Source organism: Bartonella koehlerae C-29 (genome assembly GCF_000706625.1).
In the GTDB taxonomy this organism is placed as follows: domain Bacteria; phylum Pseudomonadota; class Alphaproteobacteria; order Rhizobiales; family Rhizobiaceae; genus Bartonella; species Bartonella koehlerae.
On the sequence record NZ_KL407334.1, the window covers coordinates 1,357,241 to 1,382,518 of the forward strand.

15 protein-coding genes and 3 tRNA genes are annotated in these 25,278 nt (G+C 36.1%); 6 read left to right on the forward strand and 12 right to left on the reverse strand.

Going from position 1 to position 25,278, the window contains the following annotated elements; translation table 11 throughout:
• Nucleotides 1–4 precede the first annotated feature (4 nt).
• On the forward strand, nucleotides 5–751 hold the full coding sequence (locus O9A_RS05860) for an amino acid ABC transporter ATP-binding protein (protein ID WP_034459634.1): 747 nt from the start codon (nucleotides 5–7) through the stop codon (nucleotides 749–751).
• A 96-nt stretch (nucleotides 752–847) separates the two neighbouring features.
• Here O9A_RS05860 and O9A_RS05865 read toward each other — a convergent pair whose 3' ends face one another.
• The 6 genes from O9A_RS05865 to O9A_RS05890 form a co-directional block, all read right to left on the reverse strand.
• Entirely contained in the window at nucleotides 848–1,642 is a 795-nt protein-coding gene (locus O9A_RS05865) for a tetratricopeptide repeat protein (RefSeq protein ID WP_034459637.1), read from the reverse strand.
• Between the two features lie 578 nt (nucleotides 1,643–2,220).
• Nucleotides 2,221–4,944 carry a valine--tRNA ligase gene (locus O9A_RS05870; protein WP_034459641.1) on the reverse strand — a complete coding sequence of 908 codons (2,724 nt, stop codon included), beginning with the start codon at nucleotides 4,942–4,944 and terminating at the stop codon, nucleotides 2,221–2,223.
• A 141-nt stretch (nucleotides 4,945–5,085) separates the two neighbouring features.
• Nucleotides 5,086–5,646, reverse strand: a complete 561-nt coding sequence (locus tag O9A_RS05875; protein WP_034459642.1) for a DUF2497 domain-containing protein — start codon at nucleotides 5,644–5,646, stop codon at nucleotides 5,086–5,088.
• Between the two features lie 256 nt (nucleotides 5,647–5,902).
• On the reverse strand, nucleotides 5,903–7,219 hold the full coding sequence (locus O9A_RS05880; protein WP_034459646.1) for a TolC family outer membrane protein: 1,317 nt from the start codon (nucleotides 7,217–7,219) through the stop codon (nucleotides 5,903–5,905).
• A 33-nt stretch (nucleotides 7,220–7,252) separates the two neighbouring features.
• The gene (locus O9A_RS05885; protein ID WP_034459649.1) at nucleotides 7,253–7,927 is read right to left on the reverse strand and encodes a protein-L-isoaspartate O-methyltransferase family protein; all 675 of its coding nucleotides are present in this window, start codon (nucleotides 7,925–7,927) and stop codon (nucleotides 7,253–7,255) included.
• Nucleotides 7,928–8,139: 212 nt separating this feature from the next.
• Nucleotides 8,140–8,213: transfer RNA gene (locus O9A_RS05890), tRNA-Cys, on the reverse strand.
• A 187-nt stretch (nucleotides 8,214–8,400) separates the two neighbouring features.
• Between O9A_RS05890 and O9A_RS05895 the strand changes: the two genes are divergently transcribed.
• Nucleotides 8,401–8,475 (forward strand) — tRNA-Asn (locus O9A_RS05895).
• 1,515 nt (nucleotides 8,476–9,990) lie between these two features.
• Here O9A_RS05895 and O9A_RS08565 read toward each other — a convergent pair.
• The 3 genes from O9A_RS08565 to ilvA all read right to left on the reverse strand — a co-directional run bounded on the left by O9A_RS08565 (nucleotide 9,991) and on the right by ilvA (nucleotide 13,903).
• Nucleotides 9,991–10,113 carry a hypothetical protein gene (locus O9A_RS08565; RefSeq protein WP_280949007.1) on the reverse strand — a complete coding sequence of 41 codons (123 nt, stop codon included), beginning with the start codon at nucleotides 10,111–10,113 and terminating at the stop codon, nucleotides 9,991–9,993.
• 261 nt (nucleotides 10,114–10,374) lie between these two features.
• Nucleotides 10,375–11,760, reverse strand: a complete 1,386-nt coding sequence (locus tag O9A_RS05905) for a DEAD/DEAH box helicase (RefSeq protein WP_195890922.1) — start codon at nucleotides 11,758–11,760, stop codon at nucleotides 10,375–10,377.
• 865 nt (nucleotides 11,761–12,625) lie between these two features.
• A complete protein-coding gene (gene ilvA / locus O9A_RS05910; protein WP_034459655.1) occupies nucleotides 12,626–13,903 on the reverse strand; it encodes a threonine ammonia-lyase IlvA in 1,278 nt (425 codons plus the stop codon).
• 148 nt (nucleotides 13,904–14,051) lie between these two features.
• On the opposite strand from ilvA, the gene O9A_RS05915 reads away from it, so the two are divergent.
• Nucleotides 14,052–14,137, forward strand: a tRNA-Leu gene (locus O9A_RS05915).
• A gap of 325 nt (nucleotides 14,138–14,462) precedes the next feature.
• Here the strand turns inward: O9A_RS05915 and O9A_RS05920 are convergent.
• The 3 genes from O9A_RS05920 to O9A_RS05930 form a co-directional block, all read right to left on the reverse strand.
• A complete protein-coding gene (locus tag O9A_RS05920) occupies nucleotides 14,463–15,347 on the reverse strand; it encodes an outer membrane protein (protein WP_034459658.1) in 885 nt (294 codons plus the stop codon).
• A 724-nt stretch (nucleotides 15,348–16,071) separates the two neighbouring features.
• Nucleotides 16,072–16,344 (reverse strand): hypothetical protein, encoded by a 273-nt coding sequence (locus tag O9A_RS05925; RefSeq protein ID WP_034459661.1) that lies wholly within the window; start codon nucleotides 16,342–16,344, stop codon nucleotides 16,072–16,074.
• The gene (locus O9A_RS05930; protein ID WP_034459664.1) at nucleotides 16,338–18,698 is read right to left on the reverse strand and encodes a mechanosensitive ion channel domain-containing protein; all 2,361 of its coding nucleotides are present in this window, start codon (nucleotides 18,696–18,698) and stop codon (nucleotides 16,338–16,340) included. The genes O9A_RS05925 and O9A_RS05930 overlap by 7 nt, the downstream gene beginning before the upstream one ends.
• A gap of 624 nt (nucleotides 18,699–19,322) precedes the next feature.
• On the opposite strand from O9A_RS05930, the gene secD reads away from it, so the two are divergent.
• From secD to O9A_RS05950, 3 genes are all read left to right on the forward strand, one after another.
• Nucleotides 19,323–21,836 (forward strand): protein translocase subunit SecD, encoded by a 2,514-nt coding sequence (secD, locus tag O9A_RS05940; RefSeq protein WP_034459666.1) that lies wholly within the window; start codon nucleotides 19,323–19,325, stop codon nucleotides 21,834–21,836.
• 102 nt (nucleotides 21,837–21,938) lie between these two features.
• Nucleotides 21,939–23,642: a cation:proton antiporter domain-containing protein gene (locus O9A_RS05945; protein WP_051665592.1), complete on the forward strand. Its 1,704-nt coding sequence runs from the start codon at nucleotides 21,939–21,941 to the stop codon at nucleotides 23,640–23,642.
• 77 nt (nucleotides 23,643–23,719) lie between these two features.
• Nucleotides 23,720–24,670: a lysylphosphatidylglycerol synthase transmembrane domain-containing protein gene (locus O9A_RS05950; RefSeq protein WP_034459669.1), complete on the forward strand. Its 951-nt coding sequence runs from the start codon at nucleotides 23,720–23,722 to the stop codon at nucleotides 24,668–24,670.
• Nucleotides 24,671–25,278 lie beyond the last annotated feature (608 nt).

Below are 25,278 nucleotides of genomic sequence, written 5' to 3' on the forward strand. Positions count from 1 at the left end.
AAAAATGTCTACCCATATGATCGAAATAAAAAATGTTTCTAACTGGTATGGCGAAATCAATGTTCTCAAAAACTGCACAACTACTATTAACAGAGGAGAAGTTGTTGTAATTTGTGGACCGTCTGGTTCAGGTAAGTCGACACTTATTAAAACTATTAATGCTTTGATCCCTTTCCAAAAAGGTGAAATTTGGATTGATGGAATACCTGTTCATTCAAAAAAGACTAATCTGTCTAAATTGCGCAGTCACGTAGGGATGGTATTTCAAAACTTCGAGCTTTTTCCACATTTATCAGTCATAGAAAATTTAACAATTGCACAAATCAAAGTCCTCAAGCGCAATAAAAAAGAAGCTCTTGAACGCGGTTTATTATATCTTGAACGTGTTGGACTAATTGAACATAAAAATAAATACCCTGGTCAACTTTCTGGAGGTCAACAACAACGTGTTGCCATTGCACGTGCCTTAACCATGGATCCAGTTGTTATGCTTTTTGATGAACCAACATCCGCTCTGGATCCTGAAATGGTAGGTGAAGTATTAGATGTAATGATCAGCTTAGCAGAAGAAGGTATGACAATGATTTGTGTAACGCATGAAATGGGGTTTGCTCAAAAAGTCTCAGAGCGTGTTATTTTCATGGATCAAGGAAGAATTCTCGAAGACTGTTCATCCGAAGAGTTCTTCTATTCTCCACAAGGTAGAACACCGCGTGCGCAAGAGTTTTTGTCTAAAATCCTTCATCATTAATCACGAATTAAGACAAAAGCTATTTTTGTTGCAGAATCATACATAAAAGTTCAAGCTTTAATCTTAGGGGATAGGAAAGATATTAAAGTAAAATATTCAAAAACTGTTGTTTTTTAACATATCAGCAACGAGTGACATCGCCCTACTTCTCTCAAATTCATCACAAGCAGAAAAAGCGCGCTCTTGCATAGGACCTATCCAATCTCGATCTTTTGGATTAGCTTTTTCATAGGCGGCAGTTAACATCGCTACCCCGCACACTGTTTTTCCTGCCTGGAATAGCATGTTCCCAAGCATCGCTTGAGCAGGAGGATTCCCTTTTCTTGCTGAAAGTTGAAACCATCGTGCTGCTTGTACAAGGTTTTTCTCTCTCCCCTCTCCTTTTAAAAATATTTGTCCCAAATAGTACTGAGCTTTAGAATTTCCATAATTCATTGCAGCCTGCATATAAAGACGAGTAGCATAGGAAGGATTAGATTTTACAGGTGATTGAGGGATACCTTTTTTTATATATCCCGCAAGCTTAACCAACGAATCAGAAACATAGCTTTCATTCTCTGAACCAAGATCAGCACCTTTTTCCACGATATATGCAAAAAAATTATATGCTTTATAATCATCTTCAGGAACGCCATCACCATCTGCATAGATGTGGCCAAGTTTCCAATTTGCACCAATATGCCCCATATTGGCAGCGCAACGTAATGCTGAAATAGCCTGATTTATTTGTCCATTTTTATAAGCAGACATACCACGTTTAAAAAAATAAAACGAATTATAAGACGATTCCTGTGTGTTATTTACATCTATTCCATAAGTACTATTAGAACAAAAAACACTCAAAGTAATAATAATTGCTGTTTTGTTCCACAGCTTAAGCCTGTTTAGCATCTAAAGTACCCCTCTTTATCTCAGTTTGAATCTTACAACTGCTGCAAACTTCTTTATATGCATTCAAAATCTTCTTCTTAGTAAAACAAACAAGATATTTTAAAACAATTATTTTAACAGAAAAGGAAGATAAATGAAAATCGCAAGAAAATATTTTACCAAAAGAAACTTTTATATTTTTGTGCAAAAATTTGATTTTTAAGAATAAATTTTCATTCTGTATTTTGTATCAGATCCCTTGATATTATAGGTTATTTCCGACATTCTTATCATGAATAAGTAGAAACTGTTCAATAAAGAGACATCTGTATTTTGAAAAGCAATCTTAGAATGGGTAAAACATGTGATAACCTAACACTTGCGAGATTTAATGCGAGAACAATAAGAAAGATGATATTCACTAACTAATTCATAAATGGAAAAATGGTAAAACTGTGTAAAATTTCCATTATAGCATTCATGAGTAATGCTAGAAAATGATATTGGAAGAAAGGAGAAATTCTCTTTTAAAAAATCTATGAATGAACAGCACAATGGTATGGAATGATCCATGAGAAAAACAAAATAAAAAGGTGCAATTATACCAACCGCTCTAAAGAAAGAGATATTTTCTTCTGCGCAGCACGCAATTCTATAATCCTGTTACGTTCAGCCTCAACAATTTCTGGTTTTGCATTTTCTATAAATTTAGGATTGTTTAATTTAACCGATATTTTCTCAATATCTTGTTCAATTTTACTGACGTCTTTCATCAAGCGAGCTTGCTCAGCTTCCAAATCAATCAACTGACCCAATGGTAAACAAAAAATCGCCTCCCCTAAAATCATTTGTGCTGATATAGCTGGAGCTTTATCAGAAAAATGAATTGTTTCAATACGTGCTATTTTTTTAATAAAAGCCTCATAAAGTTTTACACGCTTTAGCGTTAATTCTTCTCCCCCTACAATAACAAGCGGTGCTAATGCAGCCGCAGGAATATTCATTTCAAAACGTACAGACCGAATCGCACTCACAAGATCAATAAGCCAATTAATATCGGAAGCAGCCTCTTCATCTGCAAAATCTTCCTCTGGCCATTGTATCAGTGCCAACATATCCTCACGTTTCATGTCTGGCGTTTCTGTGAGAGACCACAACTCCTCCGTCATATGGGGCATAAAAGGATGAAGAAGTTTATAGACTTCATCCAAAACCCAAGCTGTACACGCCCGCACTTCATTTTTAGCATCCTCTTTGGAATCTTGAAAGACAGGTTTGAGAAGTTCTAGGTACCAATCACATAATGTATTCCAAATGAATCGGTAAAGCGCACTGGCAGACTCGTTAAATTTATAGTTTTCAATTCCAGTTGTCACTGCCGCAATAGTTTTAGACAATTCTGTTAAAATCCAACGATTAAGCGCAAGTTTTGCTTTTTCCGGCCTAAAATTCGGATCATGCTTAACACCGTTCATCTGTGCGAACCGAGTAGCATTCCACAATTTCGTAGCAAAATTACGATAACCTGCAATACGGGACGGATCAAGTTTTACATCCCGGCCTTGTGCTGTCATAATAGCCAAAGTAAAACGGAGTGAATCCGCACTATATTGATCAATGAGCTCTAAGGGATCAATAATATTCCCCTTGGACTTTGACATTTTTGCACCCTTCTGATCTCGTACGAGAGCATGCACATAGATCGTTGCGAAAGGAACCTCACCCATAAAGTGCAGTCCCATCATCATCATGCGAGCAACCCAAAAGAAAATGATATCAAACCCTGTAACCGATAGAGATGTTGGATAAAAGGTAGCTAATTCTGGTGTTTTATTAGGCCAACCCAGCGTTGAAAAAGGCCAAAGAGCTGATGAAAACCAAGTATCCAAAACATCCGGATCACGGGTTAAATCAACCACTTCACCATAATGAGAAAGAGCTGAACTTAAAGCTTCTTCTTTACTTTTTTCAACAAAAATCCTACCATCAGGACCATACCAAGCTGGAATCTGATGCCCCCACCATAACTGGCGCGAAACACACCAGGGTTGAATATTTTGCATCCAATTGAAATAGGTTTTTTTCCAGCTATTTGGAATAAATTGCGTTTTTCCTTGATGAACAGCTTCTATCGCTGGCTTCGCTAATTCTGCAGCATTAACATACCATTGATCTGTTAAAAAGGGTTCAATAGGGACACCACTGCGATCTCCATAAGGAATGGTATGTGGATGATCATCAACAGTTACCAAATACCCTTTCTCTTCCATCAAAGAAACAATTTGATCACGTGCAACAAAACGATCTTTTTGATCAAGATGTTCTACCAATATTTTTAACGAATCCGATAAAATCACTCCCTCAAAAAATGCTTCATTCTCACGCAGAAAAATCTCAGCTTTTTCAGTAAAGATATTGATCAAGCGTAAATTATTACGCTTGCCCACTTCAAAATCATTAAAGTCATGTGCTGGCGTAATTTTCACAGCACCACTTCCCTCATCAGGATTGGCATAAGCATCAGCAACAATCGACAACCTACGCCCTACAAATGGCAAAATAGCATTTTGGCCTATAAGATTTCTATAACGATCATCTTCGGGATTAACCGCAATTCCTGTATCACCTAGCATTGTTTCTGGCCGTGTTGTAGCAACTGTGATAAAAGTTGTAGCATCGCTTGAATCAAAAACTTTACCTTCAAGTGGATACCTAAAGTGCCATAAATGACCCTTAACTTCTTTTTGCTCAACTTCTAGATCTGAAATAGCCGTTAATAATTTAGGATCCCAATTGACAAGCCGCTTGTCTCTATATATCAGTCCTTGTTTATAAAGCGCGACAAAAACTTCACGAACAGCCTCGGACAAACCGTCATCCATTGTAAACCGCTCACGAGACCAATCACAAGAAACACCAAGACGACGTAGTTGATTTGCAATAACGCCACCAGTTTCATAACGCCATTCCCAAATACGCTTAACAAATTTTTCTCTGCCCATCTCTTGACGTGTTGGCTCTTGACGCTCTGCAAGCTGACGCTCGACAACCATTTGCGTAGCAATCCCTGCATGATCCATACCAGGCTGCCACAATACATTCTTGCCACGCATTCGTTGAAATCGGACTATAATGTCTTGAATTGTGGTATTGAGCGCGTGCCCCATATGAAGCGAGCCTGTAACATTGGGCGGTGGTAGCATAACACAAAAAGATTCCGCACCACTTTTGGAGCCCATTCCTGCTTTAAAAGCACCACGAACTTCCCACTTCTTTGCAATCCGTTGCTCTATAGAAGCAGCATCATAGTTTTTGTCTAACATTCTCTTTATCCATAACGCTACAAAAGCACAACGTATGATCTAAAATCTGATCATACTCTCTGCAAAATCCATTTACTCACACAAAGTCTGCAAAACTGCAAACAAAATGAACATATAAAAAAATAATGAGAAAATAAAAAATTAAGACGACTTCTTAATTGCTTTAACGATCTCTTCACGTAAAATATCTTCAAGCATAACGGGCAATTTACGCTGCAACCATTCTGCTATAGCCGGACGCAAAACATCCTTTGCAATCTTCTCTGCAGAAGAAATACAATACGCAGACAATTCTACATGACCAACAGTCACATTTTCAGACTGTGAAAAAGGCTCATTATATTCCTTTGTTCTATGAACAGAATGCTGTTCTTCAGAAGAAAGCTTCATCTTTTGCATATCCACGCCGACCGTATTATATTCCGCCTGTGTATTCTCTTTGTCTTGCGTTAAAGAAAAATCATGGTTTTCAGAAGAGAGGCCAATGCGATCAGCCAAAGCCTTCATCGCATCATCAACCGATAAGGTTGTATCATAAACACCCTCCGATGGTACCTCTAAATTTTCTCTAGAAGAATTCCCCGCAACGCCTTCATTTGAAAAGTAATCAGGATGAACCGCATTCTCTTCGATGATTTCACGAATAGACGTTAAAATTTCATCCATACTTGGCTCACGTAACACGCTTGAACTCTGTACCATACTTAAAAACCTCTCAAAGACGCAACAACAAACAGAATCACACTTTATAGTGTAAGCAAAAGAATCATAAGATCAACATGCCTCCCACTATATTTTCTAACATGCTTGTCATGAAGATGCTGCTACACACAACTTTCTTCATTTATAAAAAATAACATTGAACTGTTTTCTTTTGCAACATAGTGAATTACAGGTTTGCAGATCTTTTAAAGATTAAAAACTTTGAGCAGCAGATGAAAGAGCCATTTTTATGCTTTTATCGGTTATATTTAATCGTTTTTAAGCCTAAATAATCTGCCGTTAATTTCCCAACAGAAGATTGAACACCATAGCTTGCAACGACAGCATTCCGTTCTGCCATAGCAAGCGCAATTTGAGCATTAATTAACTGAGTTCGAGAATTTAGAACATCCAGCGTCGTTGCCTGCCCGACGCGGTTTTCTTGAACACGACCTTTAAGAGCAATTTCAGCAGCACTAACACTTTCACGATAAGCAACAACAGAAGCGCGCGCACCCTCTAACTGAAACCAAGCAGAAGTAAGTGCCTGCCTTATATTACTACGAGCCAAATCAAGCTGAAGATGAGCCTGCCCAAGTTGTTCCTTAGACTGTCGAATCTGAGCAGTCGTCCGCCCACCTTCAAAAATTGGAACATTAACTGACAATCCTATTGATTTAGAAACTCCATCCTCTCCAGGACCACTGTAAATTCGATTATAAGACGCCGCAGCAGAAAAATCAATTTTAGGGAGTAAAGTTCCTTCTTTTGCCTTTACATTATAAAAACTAGCATCGACTAAATATTTTGCATAAAGAATTGCTGGATGCAGAGCAAAACTCATTTGGTAAGCAGCATCAAGATTTACGGGCAAACCTTTTGCCACTGGTGGACGTTTTAACTTTTCAGGATCAGAACCAATAACTTGTCGATAAACTGCTTCTGCTGACTTTACATCAGCACGTGCAAGACTTAGTTCCGAAACAGCCACGGAACGTGCAGCTTGTGCCTGAGAAAGATCAACACGCCCTCCCTCCCCGACATCAAATCTTGCTTTATTCGAACGAACTTGCTCTTCAAGAGCAGCCAAATTTTCTTTACGAAGATCAGCAATACGACGCGCTTGATAAACATTAGCATAAGCAGTTACAGTATCTAGAAAGATATTTTGTTCAGCATTTCGAAGATATTCACGCTGCGCTTGAAGCTTAACCTGAGCTGAAGAAAACATATTTTGCGTGATAAAACCGTCAAATAATCTTTGATTTAATCTTACCCCGAAAGATCCAGAAGTACTATAGGGGCCTATAATAGACTTACTGCGCCCATAGTTTCCAATTCCCTCAATTTGTGGCAATAACCCTGATCGTGCAATGACCACCTCATCATCTGATATACGCACAGCCGCACGTTCACTCTTCAACTTAGCATTATGTATATAAGCTTTAGAAAAAGCATCCATCAATGTTTCGGCACAAACTGACCCTGATAAGAAAACGCTCAACACCAGAAAGAAACAGGCCTGAAGTTTCTTTTTTATTCTGAACACAACAAAAAATCCCAAATTAACTATACGATTATCTTTTATTCACAAACAAAACAAGCACTAAAATATAAAATCAGGCGTCTTTAAAAAACCAGGAAGACATTTTACAGCCAGATTAAAAGCGCGACGCGCAGAAATAATTCCATTTTCTTTTACATAGATTCGAGCAACACCAGCATTACCGTGTCCTTCAACTACAACAAGACGTCCCCCATCTTTCATCTGATCAAAGATAACTTCTGGGATAAAATCGACAGAACCCTCAATAAAAATCACATCATAAGGACCCTCAACAGCATAACCCTGCTCCAATGCTCCATGAACCACAACCACATTGTTACATTGATTACGTTTTAAGGTCGAAGAAGTTCGCTCTATAAGAGCTTTATGAGCTTCTAACGCAATAACAAAACGTGCAAGTTTTGAAAGCAATGCCGCACAATAACCACTATTGGCCCCAATATCTAACACAATATCCGATGATTTTATAACGGCAAGCTGTAGTAATTTGGCTAAAGGAGCAGGTGCCATCAAATAGTATGCAGGAACTCCCTCCCGTGCTGGATATATAAGGATATCGGTATCGAGATAACTCAAAGCTTTCATATCTTCCGGTACAAAATCTTCACGCGGTACCATTAAAAACGCTTCAAGAACTGATAAATCGGTCACATCTACTGTACGAATTTGATTGTCAACCATTTTCCGGCGAAGCTCTGTAAAATCTGCGACCATAATGCCCCTTGTCTCCTCCATACAATAACAAAACAACAATAATGAGGATCTCCAATCCTTATAAAAGGTGTTTACAAAAAATACGCTCCAGTCAACAACGAAATTCTAACCGCACTCTATTTTCATAGTTCCGTAGCAAAGCGTTCTTAACACAGAGAGCAACAGTTCACTTGCGTATATTACCCTTAAAGGCCATTCTGTTTAAAATAGGCTGGAGGCCTCGCCCGGAATCGAACCGGGATACAAGGATTTGCAATCCTCTGCGTAACCATTCCGCCACGAGGCCTCGTTAACAAACATATAAAGCGTCAATAAGGGAAGGCAACGCATCCGTCAAGGTGTAGAAATTTTCTCTAACCTTTTTTCCTCTTCAATTATGCAATTTTTGATATTTTTTTTAAAAAAACAATTTTATACTTTGCAAATCACTCTTGCTTTGCTATAGCCTTTGTAGTTGAAAGATTGGGCACTGTTCCCCGGTAGCTCAGTGGTAGAGCAACCGGCTGTTAACCGGTTGGTCGCTGGTTCGAATCCGGCCCGGGGAGCCATGTCTTTTTTGTGGTGTGTAATTTATCGCTTTTACGTGTATTTTAAAAAGTGGATGGTGTGTAAATAAAAGTAAAGGAAGTGGATTTCAAATGTCTTTTTACAGTGTATTGTTATTTAGAAGCTCTTTAAGTATATTTTTAATACCTATCGGTAAAAGATTTTAGATTTTCTTTTCACGCACATCAAAGGTAAGAATATTTCCTCATTCTAAAAAATAGGAAGTTTTGGAAATTTCCTTTTACTTCATCGGAATCGTTAAGGTGTAATACAAAATATTCTTCAATACCCTAGAAAATATTTACCACTTCTAGCCTTTAGTAAAATCCTTTTCCACAAAATTCTCACCACTATAAGACACTAAGACACTTTGATTATTTCAATAAATTTAAACGCATACCTATCCTCTCAAACTGGATACATTCTTTATCTATTAAGCTACCCAAACCCATTTCGCGATAGCACCCATGAATGATATAATGGTAAATCCATTAAGACTTCACTATTTTTACCCTTATGAAGCAGCAAACCGACACTATCATTCTCTTTGCCAGCTTCCAATGTTACGACAAGCATTGCATTTAAACGATATTAAGGAGCATGTTTACTCCTTTTCTTTAAGAATTTTTATCCATACGCCAATCCTTCCTGTAACGTACAAGCGAATGGTTTTGATTGATTCAACATAAAACAGATTTGAAATGAGAGAATCTTACCATATTAGGGATCTCTCATTCAAGATACAAAATAATAAATTATCTTTATAAATCAATGTTTTGTTTCTGTTATATCAATTAAACAACCAGTTTGTTCTCTCTGAAATCTCAGATAAGTTTTTTCCCTTACTAAGGTTTGGTCATTTTACAGAGCAGGTAATAATTGTTTATGCATCAAAATTGGGTAACTTTTATGAGTTTTGATATATCTTTCCGCGCCTTTTTGCTCCTTTTATATTCTCTTAAAACATTTCCTGAAGAGCACCCTGAATGGCATTATTAGATATTCTAGTTTCTTAAACAAAGCAGGAATATTTTTAGCATAAAAACGTTTTTTGCTAATCATCTTCATTAAGCTTTTTTATAATGTGGAATTGTAAAAAACAAAAACTTTTATTCCCAAATTATACGAAATAAGAGCTTGTTCAACAACATGCTTAAATTATTGCAAATCTTGACAAAGAAGTTCTTCTGCTTCCTTTTCTGTGATGTGCATATCTGTACGAAAAAAGGATTTTTAACATCACTTGTGTGGTAATAATCAAGGGATCAAACCACTCTGTTAAAGCTTGATAAGCGTGTAAACGCAAAACATTCCATTCTTAAATGAACGCTAGCCTTGCTTTAGATATTTTTCGCACAAATTTTTCTATAAAAAGGTGAAACTGGATAAAAGCTGTTGAAAATATTTTCTAATGAAGCTTGTAATATCATAATTCACTTTTTTTATCTTTGATCAATTGCTCGACCTCTTCAACCGTAAAGCCAAACCGAAAAGCAGACATGTTCACCTCCTATAATTCATATGGCATTTTCTATAAGACCAGCATTAAAATCTATGGGCATTTTTATTTCCACGCGAACATTATACCGCTTATCTTCAACACCCACTTCGTTCTCATCAAGATCTCTCAGCACCACCACCAAAATACGCCCTTAAAAGTTCTCTCAAAAGTTGAAATTAATGCACTATTTCTAAAAAACTTGACAAGCTACCTTTATTGTTATCTCTGTTGATGTCTCTACATCATAAATGTTTTCACTTCTAAAAAATTGAAAACTTTGAAAATACCCTCTCTTTTCTTTTGGCAAAAGAATTGCTTTTTGTATCTCTTGCTTTAGTTCTAACTGAGAAGAAAAAAGAGGAAAATATTCTAAACTCATGATCTTGTCTCAGTATTTTACTCAAGCTGCCTTATTTACCGACTTGCGGAAACAAAAAGACTTTGCATGTTTTGCCACTGCTTTTGCTTTTTTATGTCTTGCACTTGGAGAGGAAAAATTTCTTCCTTGTGACTGTACATCATTATCTTTGTGCCCCCTAATCCGTTTCTGACACTTAGATTTTCTAAAATGAGCTTCCTTAGTGTTTTCTTTTTCTATCATGTCCGGCACAAGAGGCTTTTCTGGAAAGGCTGCAAACTTTTCTGGTATAGTTTCACGCATTAATCTCATACAAATCAAGCGCTCTACAGCACGCAACCGCATCTGCTCCACACCTTCATCAAAAAGTGTTATAGCCTCACCAGAAGCGCCATTGCGTCCTGTGCGACCAATACGATGAACATAATTTTCAGATTCATCTGGTAAATCATAATTAATAACGTGACTTATACCTGGTATATCAATACCGCGTGCTGCGATATCTGTCGCAATAAGAATCCGTACTGATCTTTCACGAAAAGCTTTCAATGCAGACTGTCGAGTACTTTGTGATTTATTTCCATGAATCGTCGCAACAGAATATCCTATTCTTGCTAAGCTACGCGTAACAGCATCAGCACCGTGTTTGGTTCGCGTAAAAACAATAACCGAAGTAAGATTCGGATTTGTTAAAAGTTTACCTAAAAGGTTCTTTTTTTCACGTGTAGAAACAAAATATAATTTTTGGGTAATTTCCGCAGCTGTAGTCCCTTGAGGAGCAATCTCTATTTTTACTGGATCATTGAGCAAACATTTTGCAAGTGCGCTAATTTCTTTGGGCATTGTCGCAGAAAAAAGTGCTGTTTGACGCCCTTGATGCAAAAGTTTTGCAATGTGCCGTACATCATGAATGAAGCCCATATCTAACATACGATCTGCTTCATCCAAAATCAAAAAACGTGATTGAGAAAGATCAACGTATTTTTCACGAACAAGATCTCTTAAACGACCTGGTGTTGCTATCAAAATATCTATACCTGCTTCCATGCGTTTAATTTGTTTGAAACGTGACACCCCACCAAAAATGAGACAAGTTGAAAGATGCGTTCCTTTCGCAACTGCACGAATTGTTTCATCAATCTGAACAACAAGTTCACGCGTAGGAGCTAAAATCAAAGCGTGAGCGGTTTTAGGAAAGCGTTTATTACCCAAAGCCAAAATCTGACTTAAAATAGGTAAACTAAATGCCAAGGTCTTTCCAGAACCTGTCTGTGCAATCCCTAGAATATCACGCCCTTTCAACATCACTGGAATAGCTTGTTCTTGAATAAGTTTAGGTTTACGCATACCAGCAATGATCAAGTTTTTAACCAAAAGAGCAGGCAAACCTAACTTTGTGAAAATATTTTTTCTATTTATTACGTTCAAAATAAAATCTTTCCCCAGCTTAACAACTCTAAGAAAGGAATAAATAAGCTGAATTCTGTTACTCAAGAATCCGCGCAAAAAAGATCTTGATATTTCAAATTTGTGAAGCAACGCTTAAAAGAGCGATTGCGCAGCTAATGAATACCCTAAAACCAAGAATAAAGGCATATAAATTTCATTTAAAAAAGAGTTAGATCACCAACCCAAATACCTTCACTATCATTTATCATTGTATGACAAAAAAAAGCAAGAAATTTACGAAAGTTATTTATCAAGAATAAAAAAAAATAATATTACAACCATTCATTTCTTATTTTTATTATTATTTCTTTCAAGAAAGATACCCCTCTTAAAATCAGGATAAATCTCAAAAAACTGGATTTTGTAAAGTTTTCTGACCAACATAGGTGAAATACCATTATATTTTATCAAAAATCGCTACAGTTCAAGAGTGAATGATATGATCTCTCATCTCAAGCGTAGCGGGAATCAAAGCATAAAAGGACTGTTATCAGCAAGTAGATAGTCTACTTTTGTTTTATCTAAACAATAAACACCGCAAGCAAAACCTCAAACTGAACACACAGCTATTAAAAACTGTGCGATAAATGATAGTCTGACATATTTAATCAACGAACTATTCTTTAATAAAAACAATCGGACATATAAGCAGAAATAAGCATAAAATTTCCATTTTTACCGCATGAATGACATCAACAACTAAGTTCAAAAGTTCAGTTTTTTATATTACCCTTTAGTTCAAATGCTAAACTGTGTTGAGTAACATTATAAAAAGACAGTTCCAATAAAAAATCAAAAAAAGAGATCTGATTTTTATATTTCTTTTTCCAGCAAAAATTTATCCTCAAATAACAAAATCAAATAACGTTTGATCATCAGTAATATCACGATAGCGCCAACCTAACGCTTGAAATTTTTCTTCTAAAAGACAAAAATTATCATATTTTTTTGTCTCAATTGCAATCAACACAGAGCCAAAACTTCTAGATGATTTCTTAAGATATTCAAAACGCACGATATCATCATCTGGAGAAAGTTGATCAAGAAAACTACGCAACGCACCAGGATGTTGCGGAAAACTAAAAATAAAATATTTTCTCAAACCCTGAAAACGTAGAGAGCGTTCTTTAATATCTGGCAAACGCTCAAAATCAAAATTACCACCTGAAATAACAAGAAGAATTCTTTTACCTTTCAACTCTTGAGGAGAAATACTATTAAGAGCATCAATCGATAAAGCGCCAGCTGGTTCAAGGACCACACCTTCAACATTGAGCATTTCAACCATTGTAGAGCACACACGATTCTCAGGAACTGTAATAACAGAATCTGGTAAAAATTTCTTCAGCATTGCGTAATTTAACGCGCCAATTTCCGCTACAGCAGCCCCATCTACAAATGTATCGATATTTTCAAGTTTGACACGTTTTCCACTCTTCAAACAAGCAAGCAAACTTGCAGCTCTTTGTGGCTCAACAAAGCGAAGCTCGGTTTTCCAACCATATTCACGTAAAAACTTGCTCACACCACTGGCCAAACCACCTCCACCTACAGGGACAAGAATCAAATCTGGCTCGCTTTCCCCATTAAGTTTTTTCCATTGCAAAACAATCTCACACAGAACTGTCGCCTGCCCCGTAATAATGCGAACATCGTCAAAAGGCGGAGCCATAACACCGCCACTCTCCGTGGCAAAAGATTGTGCTGCCGCATAACATTGATCAAATGTTTCACCAATTAAACGAATATCAATAAATTCTTTGCCAAAAACGCGTGTTTTATCAATTTTCTGTTGCGGAGTCGTCACAGGCATAAAAATCACGCCTTTACGTTTAAAATAGCGACAAACAAAAGAAACCCCTTGCGCGTGATTGCCCGCTGACGCACAAACAAATGCTGCATCTTGAGATATCTTACCAAGCATTTCTGAAACAAAATTAAAAGCACCGCGAATTTTATAAGATCGCACCGGAGTTAAATCTTCACGTTTTAAATAAATTTCTGCATCATATTTTTGACTAAGAAAATCATTTCTTTGAAGAGGTGTTTCAGCAAACACATTATGCAAAGCCACCATAGCCTTGTTTACATCTTGAATAAATTTACTCATAACAGCAGTCATTTCATGCTTCACCAATACTATACAAAAGTCCCTTCTAGCTATAAAAGCAACCATTGTCAGTCAAAAATTGAACGAAGAATGAAAAGTTTTCTTCTTATCATTAATTCTTGATTCAATAAAAGATATAGCTTATGAGAGAGTTCTTATCGCGGACGTGATGAAATCGGTAAACATAGCAGACTTAAAATCTGCCGGTCTAAGACCTTGCGGGTTCAAGTCCCGCCGTCCGCACCATTACTTTAAATTTCTCTTAATTTTTCAATAAATTGCTAAATAGACTATTTCAAAATCTTTGTATGATAGTGTTATAGCGTTATTAAGCAGAGTCATAATTATGGAAAGTTACGAATCATGGTTTCCTTTTGAACACATGTCTTAGCTGTGCTCATAATCTCAAAAGCTTTCATTCTTTAAAAATGGGTGTCTGATAAACTTTTTTCACCATTTAACAATTAAAATTAACAGCCTCTTCTCCACCACAAAACAGTATTTTACACAAATAAAGAATAAAGGCCCTATCAAAGATAGGACCTCTTTAAGCGAATTTCATTTTGTAAAATTAGAATTTGTAAGCTATGCCGACGCGGAAATCATTCGTCTTATAATCAAGTTCAATCTCATCTTTGAATTTCTTTTTACCAAAATCTGAGTAACGGTACTCCGCACGAACAATAAAATTATTTGTCATTGCAAAGTCAACACCACCACCCACAGTGTAACCAATCATCGTTTTTGTTTCATCTAATATAGCAGAAAAGGGATCTTCTCCAGTAATCGAGATGGACAAAATATCTTGAAATTGCCCATACGCAACACCCCCAGCGATATAAGGCATCATACGCGCAACAGAAAAACCAATACGCGCTCGTGTAGCACCAGTCCATTTTTGCTTCAAAGTATGACTGAAAGTAAAACGATCTCCTTCTACTTCTTGTTGATTTCTTACAACCGGCTTAAAAACTTCGCTTAAGTAACCTAACCTGAAACTAGCCTGTTTATGCTCACTACCTTCCTCTTCCGTACTACCCTCTACAGTTTCATTATGAACGATAATTTTTGTATCTTTTTGCCCCAAGAACAGTATATCTGTATCAATTCCTAATATTAAACCATTGCCAAATTCGAGATTAGCACCTGTATAAAAACCACCTATAAAACCGGAAAGGCTAGGTATATATTGCTTTTCAACCGGAATCCATTTTTTACTCTTACTACTCTCATCAGGATAGAGAGGAACGTCAACATCACGAGTCATTGCAGAAATTTTACTCGAAAAACCACCAATTTGACCTCCAAAATAAAAACCTGTCCAAGAAAAAGGATGAGATGTGATAGCTGGTGGAATAACTTGTTCTGACTGATGAGGAACTGTTACATCTGCAGCTTGTATCACAGAAGCTGGAATGAAAGCAAAAAGAGATGCTATTATAAACCTTGTATTCATAAAATTATACCCCACTGTTATTATCTAGATATAACAAAAGCATTACATTTAGAAAACTTGAAAGAACCGTAAAATCTTATGCTGAAAAATGCATGCAATTATAACTATAAAATTTAAATTTAGCAAATAAATTTAATCACTTTTACGACTTTTGCTATCATCAATAATTTAGATTATAAAACTTTAACCCAGAAAATGTTATATTATGAAATAATAATACTCTTCTTATTCAAATTAGCGTATTAAAATTCTAAAAATGGATCATTCAGCGAGCTTCTTGCGCGCATTACCCTATAAATAAAGAGCAAATTATTTTTAATTATAGCAATATTTTTTAAAATATTAACCAAATATATTACAAATATATTTTAAAATAAAATAATAAAAATGATGAATAAATTAAATTCAAATAAATAACATATGTTATCTTTATTTTAAATAAAGATCATAAAAAACTTAATTGAGTTTATTTTAATTTCTTACCTTTTGTACTACATATGCAAATCTTATAAAAATATTTAAGAGGTATCAGGATAAAAATACGTATTACAGATACTATAAGAAGCTAAGAAAAATCCTACCTGCCTTATTAAATCAATGCCAAACCTCACATTGAGATCACAGCTTTCCCTCTTCATTCTGTAATTACGATATTATTTAAGAAAGAAAAAACGATATCATTGCTTTTCCAAATTTTCTCTAATCACAAAAACCTTAAACCATTTTATTTAAAAATTGCTCTACCCTCACTGATTTCTATATTATCTTCTGCCCTTACCACAAAACGATCTTGATTAGGAAAAGTGATAAAACACCCTTTCATACAAATCGTAGCTGTTTGATGAGGATACAACGCAATATTTGAAAGGGTACTCCCTTCAACAAGAGTAAAAGATTGTATCTCTAAATCAGTATTCTTCACAGTTGCTGCAAAAGCTGTCATGATAAAAATATCCAACAAGATAACCCCAACAAAAACATGAAGATATTTTAGCACTCTAAGATTCCTTCCTGAACAAAACGTTTATATAATACAAAATGAAGAGCATTTGTTACCTTAAAAGATGAAGTAATGTTAGGCACATAAACAGACAAATTAAATGAAAATTTCTTACTATCGAACGCCGTAAAATTCACCTGCGGTGCAGGATTTTTTAAAACACCTTCTGTCGTAGAAGCAATCTCTAGCAAAATTTCGACAACACGCTCCGGAGCAACATTAGGAGAAACAGTAATAGGGATATCAACCCGCCCCATTTTGCTTCCTCGAGTCCAATTATTAACGTTATTATTAATGAGACTTGAATTAGGAATAATAATCGTCTTACGCTGAAATGTTTCAAGTTCTGTCGCACGTACACTAATACGTTTAACTATACCACCCACTGATCCAGCTTCCACATAATCTCCAAGTTTAAACGGTCTCCCAGTCAGAATAATAAGACCAGAGACAAAATTTTGAACAATATTTTGCAAACCAAAACCTATACCAAGCGAAAGCCCACCAGCAATGAGTGCAAAATTTTTAAGATCCAAACCTGCCATTGACAATCCTATCAAAGCGGAGACAACAACACCAGCATAACTGATAACTGTTTTGATAGAATTACGGACACCAGAATCAAATTCCCCATGGACCAATACCGTTCCATCCAGCCAGCAGACAAATCGGCGGTTGAGAAACCGACAAGCAAAGAAAGCAATGATTCCAATTGCAATAGAAATTAAAGAAACAGACACATTTCCAATTTGAAAATCAGTCATAAACTGCCACAACACCCCTCGCAAATCAGAATACGAAAATCCAAATTGTACAGCAATTGGCATTGCACAAAGTAAAACCACAATTAAATTGAGGAAAACACTTATCAAAATCCCCAACTGATTCATTGTTTTCTCTTCTAAATGGAACCATTGCATCAAAGCATGACCAACGCTCGTTTTCATAAATTGCCCTTTAATTCCAATAGCTTGAGCACTTTTTATCCCTAAATACATGAGAACCAAAAATGCACCACCAATCACGATTTTCTGCATAATAAAATGAGCCAAACCAACATACCCTAAAGAATCCATCACAATGAGCAATAATCCCAATGTAATGAGGGGAATACGTATATAAAGTGGAAAAAAGTGCGGTTCTATCTCTTCATCTTGAAAAGATTTACGTCTAAACTGCAAAGGCACAAACGAAATTATAAACAGCAGTATTGCAAAAAGAAAAACAGCAATAAAACTTTTGGCAATTGTCAAAGAAAGAGAAGCTGAAACGATTTGATAAATACTATCAAGAATAGCATCAAATGCCAAAATGCCACCTAGAAAAGTGAGCAAAATTACTAATTGATGTGCTACGAGCGGCATAATATTGAAAAGGCGCACATGGGTCATATTCGATGATAAAAAAACAAGAGTTAAACGATTGATCAAAAAGACTAAAATAATTTGATGTCCAACAGTATAAAATATCGTTGTGAGTTTCCCTAACTCCACGCCAAAACTATGAAATAAAAAAAACACGAGATAAATGCAAACAATACAGACAAGCAAAGGCAAAAGAATTGAAATAAAAGCAACCAATAAGCGTTGTAAATAAGATATTTCCTCATTGACCTTAGTAAAATGACAGTTCACATGAGCGAAAACTTTACGAAAAAAATAAGAAAGCCCCAAAGCAACAAAAAGCGGAATTAAAAATGAAAAAAATAGCTGTAAAAACTTGAAATGAAATACGAATTTACACCAAGAACTAAATAGAAAAAGAAAATCAGAGAAAGCCTCTTTTGTTTTTTCAACGAAATATCTGAACATCGGTATCGAAAACTCAAGTCTGTTCGTCAATGTGCGTTTAAAAAGTTCCCGAGACTGAGAAAGAGAAAGTTCGGCTATTCTATTTGTAGCCAAAAAGATTTCTTCAAACTGCAGCACTATATCATTAATCTGTGCTTTTTTATTTATCAGATGAGAGCGCTCTTTCAAATTTTTTGGCTCACCTTTGAGTTCTGTCAATTGATCAAGAAATACATTAATATCATTAAGAGGAGCACGCAAAATAAATGCTGCCTCTATAGCACGTTTATTGATATCGCGCGCACGCAAACGAACCTTCGCCAAGACATATTCATCTACTGATTCGTTGGCAAAATCTTTTTGTAATTTTTTTATCTCTTGTTCAAGTGTCTTAATAATTTGTTGTTGCTTTTGAATAATTTCATCAATTGAGTGAGACGTTACCGATTGCCCAATTATTGATTGTAATCCCAGATGCCCCCATACACAAGAGCTCCATCCAACAACACTTCCAAGAATAAAGAAAAAAATACATAATTTTTTTTTAAAAAATAAACACATATCTGCCTTAAATTTAAATGTAGAACTCCATCTTCGTAGAAATATGAAATGAGACAAATATTTTCAACTTGTGTAAAACAAGTTTTATACAAGCTTCCCTTCATCCTATAATCTGATAAAAGAAAGAATAAAGTAAGTCGATACCAAATAAGAGACAGAAAGCAAACTAGTATGTTTTTTTTTGCGCGCCTATTGCAAAAAAAGAAAAATTTTCTCCTTTTACGATTTGGTTTTTTCTGTCCAGCTTTGGCATATTATTAACCACTGATCTAGGAGCATATACTCTTTATGATGGCACAACCACATGTCATTAATGCCATTACAACTAATGCATTTAATTTAGAAAACAAGTATGATCACTTAAACATTCCACCAGCTAGAAACAAAAAGTTTTTAACACTCCATACAGATTATGTTTTGCCTTTCAGGGATTTTCAAAGTATCCTAGTATTGAATAAATCTTTAATAGCTGCCATAATTATTTGTATACGACTTCATAATTTTCAGACGCAATGTTTTGCAAACAAACGTCCAACTTTTTTTTGAAATGTGAAACCATCATCCTATGCTTACTCCTGCGTTTCATTTTAATAACCATTAAATTGCCTATTAGCGGAATATATCATGCGTACACCCGGTTGGTTGATTACTCTTTATTGTTTTATCCTCTTAAGCAGCATTTACGTTGCATTACCCAATTTATTTTCGCAAGAACAAATTAAAAACTCAAAATTCTTAACTGACACTCGTGTAACACTTGGCCTTGATCTTCAAGGAGGTTCTTCCCTTCTCCTTGAAGTCGATACAAAAACACTAAAACGTGATCAACTACACATAATTTTAGGCAATGTGCGAAACATACTTCGTGAAAAGCAAATTCGCACATCGAGCGTTCGTATCATCGAGAATAGCGTAATTGCTCTTATTTCTGATCCAATAGAAAGTGAAAAAGCTGTCTCTGCTTTAAAAACATTGATTACACCTATACACAACAGTTTTGGGACTACAGCCGATGATATCACTATCAGTGCTCAAAATAAAACTATCCGTGTCATGTTAACCGAAGCTGGTATGAAAGAACGTATCAGCAATGCTATTGAGCAAAGCTTAGAAATCATCCGCCGTCGTATAGATCAGGTTGGTGTAACAGAACCAGCCATCCAAAAGGTAGGAACTGATCGTATTATGGTTCAATTGCCTGGTCTACAAGACCCAAAGCAGCTACGCGATCTTTTAGGAACAACCGCTAAGATGACCTTTCATCTTGTTCCCTCCAACGTGGATATAAATAACTTACCCACAGGTGTTTCAATTCTTTCTGGTTATACTGATGAAACACAACGCTATGCAATTTATGACCAAATCGCCTTAGACGGAAATGTCCTGAAAGATGCCCGTGCAGGTTTTGACCCGCAAATGCCAGGGCGTTCTATTATTTCATTTACCATGAATTCCACGGGCTCAAAAATATTTGCTGACATAACACGGCAAAACATCAATCGTCCTTTTGCAATCGTTCTTGATAACAAAGTTTTGACCGCTCCGACCATTAATAGCGTCATTCCCAACGGACAAGGTCAAATTACAGGAAATTTTGACCCCAAAGAAGCATCAACTTTAGCAGCTCTCTTACGAGCTGGTTCCTTACCGGCACCGCTAACGGTAATTGAAGAAAGAACTGTAGGTCCTAACCTCGGTGCTGATGCCATCAAAATGGGGCTTTACACAGGTATCATTGGTTTTGTTCTTGTTACAGTTTTTATTTTTCTTCTATATGGAGTTTGGGGTATTATTGCAAATATCGCACTAGCACTCCATACTATTTTAACACTTGCCGCACTAAGCCTTCTGGGTGCTACACTCACACTACCAGGTATTGCTGGTATCATTTTAGGCATCGGTATCGCTGTTGACGCCAATATTCTCATCAATGAGCGTATCCGTGAAGAAAGTCGAAAAGGCATCAGCGCCTTTGCTGCCTTGGATCGTGGATTCAAACAAGCTTTCGCGACCATTGTCGATGCCAACGTTACTGCAATTATTGCAACTATTTTACTATTTTGGTTTGGCACCGGTCCTGTTCGCGGTTTTGCTATCACAATGTTGCTTGGTATTATCATCTCCATGTTTACAAATATCACCATTGTGCGTATCATGATGATTTGGGTTGTCCGTAAATGGAAAATCAAAACTCTGCATCTTCACTCTGTTTTCAATGTCATCCCACAAAATACAACTTTCTGCTTTATGAAAGCGCGATTCATTGGTATTGGTGTCTCAATTATTTTATCTCTTGCTTCTGTTTTTCTGTTTTTTAAACCTGGCTTAAATTTCGGAATTGATTTCATTGGCGGTAGCCAAATGAGCATTACCACCAAAGCTCCAGCAAATTTAGCAACCTTACGTTCACAGCTTTCTACCCTTAATATCGGTGAAGTTACGCTACAAAATATGGACAATGCAAACACCATGCTCATCCGCATTCAAAAACAAAGTGGTGGCGAAACACAACAAATTGCTGCTATTGATAAAGTGAAAACAGCAGTACAAAATATCTATCCTAATGCCACATTCGATCAAATAGAAGTCGTTGGTCCCAAAATTTCAGGTGAACTTGCTACAGCTGCTTTTACTGCGGTTATTCTTGCGGCAATTGCTATGTCTCTTTATATATGGTTACGCTTCGAATGGTTCTTTGCAGTTGGAGTAATTGTAACGCTCATTCTAGACACCACAAAAATGATTGGTTTTTTTGCTTTATTTCAATTTGATTTCAATTTAACTGCCATCGCCGCTCTTTTAACGATTGTTGGTTATTCCATAAATGATAAAGTGGTGGTTTATGATCGAATGCGCGAAAATATGCGCCTTTATAAAAAAATGTCACTACGTGAACTGATTGATCTCTCAATTAACCAAGTTCTTATACGCTGTCTCTTTACATCCGCTACCACCGTTCTCGCTATGCTCCCTATGGCGTTATGGGGCGGAAATGCTGTCCATAATTTTGCATTTCCTATGGTATTTGGAATTATTATTGCAACATCATCTTCAATCTTTATTGCCGCTCCTATTTTACTACTACTCGGGAATTGGTGGCGTAAAAAAAATAATCGCACAAACACGAAACTACAATAAAAATGCCACGTTAATTCATATATGAAGTACCATTCCTCTCTTATTAGAAAAAAGCTACAATTGCTTTAATGAACTCATTTTTTTGAAAAAGCCGTAAATATTATGCTCCATGATACGCCACTTATTACAACAATCGTTGCAGGTTTATGCTTAGCATTTCTTTTAGGAATGATTGCTAGTCGTTTGCGTATCTCACCACTCGTGGGATACTTATTAGCTGGTGTGATTGTGGGACCAAACACAGGCGGTTTTAGAATAGATTCCGGCATTATCAACCAACTTGCTGAAATTGGCGTTATTTTGCTGATGTTTGGTGTTGGTCTGCATTTTTCATTAAAAGATCTATTATCTGTCAAAGCTATTGCTATCCCTGCTGCTATTGCACAAATGGCATTTTCTACTTTTTTAGGCTCGTGCCTTGGTCTAATCATGGGATGGGGTCTTAGCAATAGTGTAGTTTTCGGTTTAGCTTTATCAACAGCAAGTACTGTTATTCTATTGCGTACTTTGCAAGAACGCCATCTTATTGAAACAGAAAAAGGACGTATTGCTGTTGGTTGGTTAATTATTGAAGATTTAGCGATGGTCTTGATACTTGTTCTCATACCATCACTGGCAAACATCCTTGGCAATACGAAAAAGGAAGCTTTTGATCCTCTTATTCAATGGTTAGACTTAAGCATTTGGGGAATTTTTGGTCTCACCATTCTAAAAGTTATTATATTTATCATTCTTATGCTTGTGATTGGACGACGCGTTATCCCGTGGTTATTAAAAGTAAGTGCACATTCAGGATCACGTGAATTATTTCGTCTGAGTGTCTTTGCTACCGCACTAGGGGTAGCTTTCGGAGCTGCTCATTTATTTGGTGTTTCTCTTTCCCTTGGAGCCTTTTTTGCAGGTATGGTTATGAGTGAATCAGAATTAAGCCATCGTGCAGCTGAAGAATCTTTACCCCTACGAGATGCATTTTCTGTTCTCTTCTTTGTTTCTGTAGGTATGTTATTTGACCCAGGAAAAATATTAACTCACTTTTTTCCTCTCTTAGCAACATTATTTATTATTATACTAGGGAAATCTGCTGTTGCCTTTTTCATCCTTAAAGCTTTTCGCTACTCTAATGCAACAGCCTGCACAATTTCTGCCAGCCTCGCCCAAATTGGAGAATTTTCTTTTATCCTTGCAGGCTTAAGTTTAAGCTTTGGGCTTTTAAACAACGATGCTCATGACTTTATCCTTGGAGGAGCAATTCTTTCTATTTTAGTCAATCCCCTTGTTTTTATTGCCTTTGGAAAAATTAAAAAATATCTAGAAAGTTTGCCTAAAAACTCACAAGACACACAAAAAATCATTGATATTGATCCGAAAGATCCTGACCAAGAATTTTTACCAATGACCTCAAAAAAAAATCATATCATAATTATTGGTTACAGTCGTATTGGTAAAAGTGTTGCATTATCTTTAATAAACAGAGGTGATCCTGTAGTTATCGTGGAGGAATCAAAACGCCTTACTGACAAAGCGATTGCAGACGGTTTTGAAGTCATTTGCGGCAATATCATTAAACAAGATGTCATGAATGCTGCAAATATGAGCAATGCGTACAAAGTTGTTATTACAATGCGCAATACTATTGAAGTAGGAGAATGTATAGTGAATATACGTGATATGGAAAAAGGTATCCAGATAATCACACATGCACTATCCGATGTAGATACAGCTTATCTCATTGATTTAGGAGCAGATATTGTAGTAACTGATGATGAAGAAATCGCAAATGGTATTATTGAGCATATAACTGGATAGAGATTCATAAAAAAATATTGCGCAATCATGAATGGCATTTAGAGAAAACATATAAAAACAAAAACGGATAAAACAGTATGAGAATGAAGCAATTGATATGGCCATTTATTGGTATTTTAGCCATGCTGATATCTATCCGGATTCTTTATATAAAGCTCTCTGCCATTTCTTTCAGTAACGTACTAGAACGACTAAGCAATTTAAGTGCACAACACTGGCTATTAGCCTGTTTATGTTCTCTTTTAGCTTATGCTGCTCTTGCTGGATATGATCGAATTGCTTTGCAACATCTCGGTCATAAGATTTCTTGGTTTTTTATTGCTCTATGTTCGTTTACCACCTATGCACTTTCACACAATATTGGCGCTTCAGTTTTTTCTGGTGCAGTCGTGCGCTACCGCGCCTATAAAATGAAGGGATTAAGTGGAACAGAAATTGCGATATTGGTAGGGTTTTGCTCTTTTACTTTTGTAATAGGCACAATCTTACTTTTTGGAATCGTTTTAATTTTGCAACCCCAAATTATCACTCTTATTTATGATGATCTTCCTGAATGGCTTGGAACGACTGTTGGTGTCATTTTACTCGGTTGTACGGTACTCTATATTTTTGGTAGCTGGCTTCAGTTAAAACCTCTACGCTTGGGAAAAAAAATTCAACTTTCTTATCCACAGTTGAAAATTGTTGTTCAACAGCTTCTCATCGGCCCCTTAGAACTTTTAGGAGCAGCAGGAATTATATACGCTGTACTCCCACACAACACAGATGTTCATTTTATTTCTGTGCTTGGTGTTTTCCTAGCATCTTTCACGATAACCCTTCTCTCCAACGCCCCTGCTGGAGGAGTTGGTGTTCTTGAAGCTTTATTCATAACAGGCATGTCCAGTATCAACCCAACTGATGTTGTTGCAGCACTTATTGTATTTAGAATGCTTTATTTGATCATACCACTCATCATCTCGTTATTTGTTGTAGCAATTTTCGAAGTTCAACAATATTGTAAGAAAAACACGCAAGACACTATCTGAGTAAAAGTAAAAACCTTTTCTCCTTTTACGCGCAAGTGAGTAAGGATAACTGCACTTAATTTGAATTCATATGTAAATCAACTGACTAGTATTTTCATTTGTCTTTTTTGAGATTGTGTATTAAAATATTCTTTTTCAAGACAATGCCATTTCACTGTTCAAAATACAAAGAGATATTTGATACTTCAATTCTTTTTCAAAAAGTCTCTTGATTGTTCCTCCCCAGAACGAGCTTTACCATGAAAAACAAAAATATCTATCCCCTTCAATCGATTTTTCAATCGATTTAAATATTTGATTGCTATTTTGCAATATAATAGTCTTCTCTCACACTTTTAATGAAAGAAAAGAATAAAAGGAGTTTCTATAAACAAATATATAAAATACGAACAATAATTTGAAAAAAATTTTGTCTTTTAAAATGGCTATTTTAAAATCACTACACACCATTTTTTCTCTACTCGAACCTCTTCCGCAGACCATCGATGAAAGCCCTTCTTTTGAAATGAAAATTCATGAATAATTCAAGCTTTTGCTTATCCATTCATTTGACGCTTAAAAGCCTGTAAATAATAAAAACACTATCGTACAGCTAATCTCCTTATTCT

Bases quoted from the DNA above. Each gene is read 5' to 3' on its own strand.
- O9A_RS05920 (WP_034459658.1), bottom strand. From the start codon at position 15,347: ATGAATACAAGGTTTATAATAGCATCTCTTTTTGCTTTCATTCCAGCT.
- O9A_RS05930 (WP_034459664.1), bottom strand. From the start codon at position 18,698: ATGTGTTTATTTTTTAAAAAAAAATTATGTATTTTTTTCTTTATTCTT.
- O9A_RS05945 (WP_051665592.1), top strand. From the start codon at position 21,939: ATGCTCCATGATACGCCACTTATTACAACAATCGTTGCAGGTTTATGC.
- O9A_RS05865 (WP_034459637.1), bottom strand. From the start codon at position 1,642: ATGCTAAACAGGCTTAAGCTGTGGAACAAAACAGCAATTATTATTACT.
- ilvA (WP_034459655.1), bottom strand. From the start codon at position 13,903: ATGACTGCTGTTATGAGTAAATTTATTCAAGATGTAAACAAGGCTATG.
- O9A_RS05875 (WP_034459642.1), bottom strand. From the start codon at position 5,646: ATGGTACAGAGTTCAAGCGTGTTACGTGAGCCAAGTATGGATGAAATT.
- O9A_RS05860 (WP_034459634.1), top strand. From the start codon at position 5: ATGTCTACCCATATGATCGAAATAAAAAATGTTTCTAACTGGTATGGC.
- secD (WP_034459666.1), top strand. From the start codon at position 19,323: ATGCGTACACCCGGTTGGTTGATTACTCTTTATTGTTTTATCCTCTTA.
- O9A_RS05885 (WP_034459649.1), bottom strand. From the start codon at position 7,927: ATGGTCGCAGATTTTACAGAGCTTCGCCGGAAAATGGTTGACAATCAA.
- O9A_RS05950 (WP_034459669.1), top strand. From the start codon at position 23,720: ATGAGAATGAAGCAATTGATATGGCCATTTATTGGTATTTTAGCCATG.
- O9A_RS05870 (WP_034459641.1), bottom strand. From the start codon at position 4,944: ATGTTAGACAAAAACTATGATGCTGCTTCTATAGAGCAACGGATTGCA.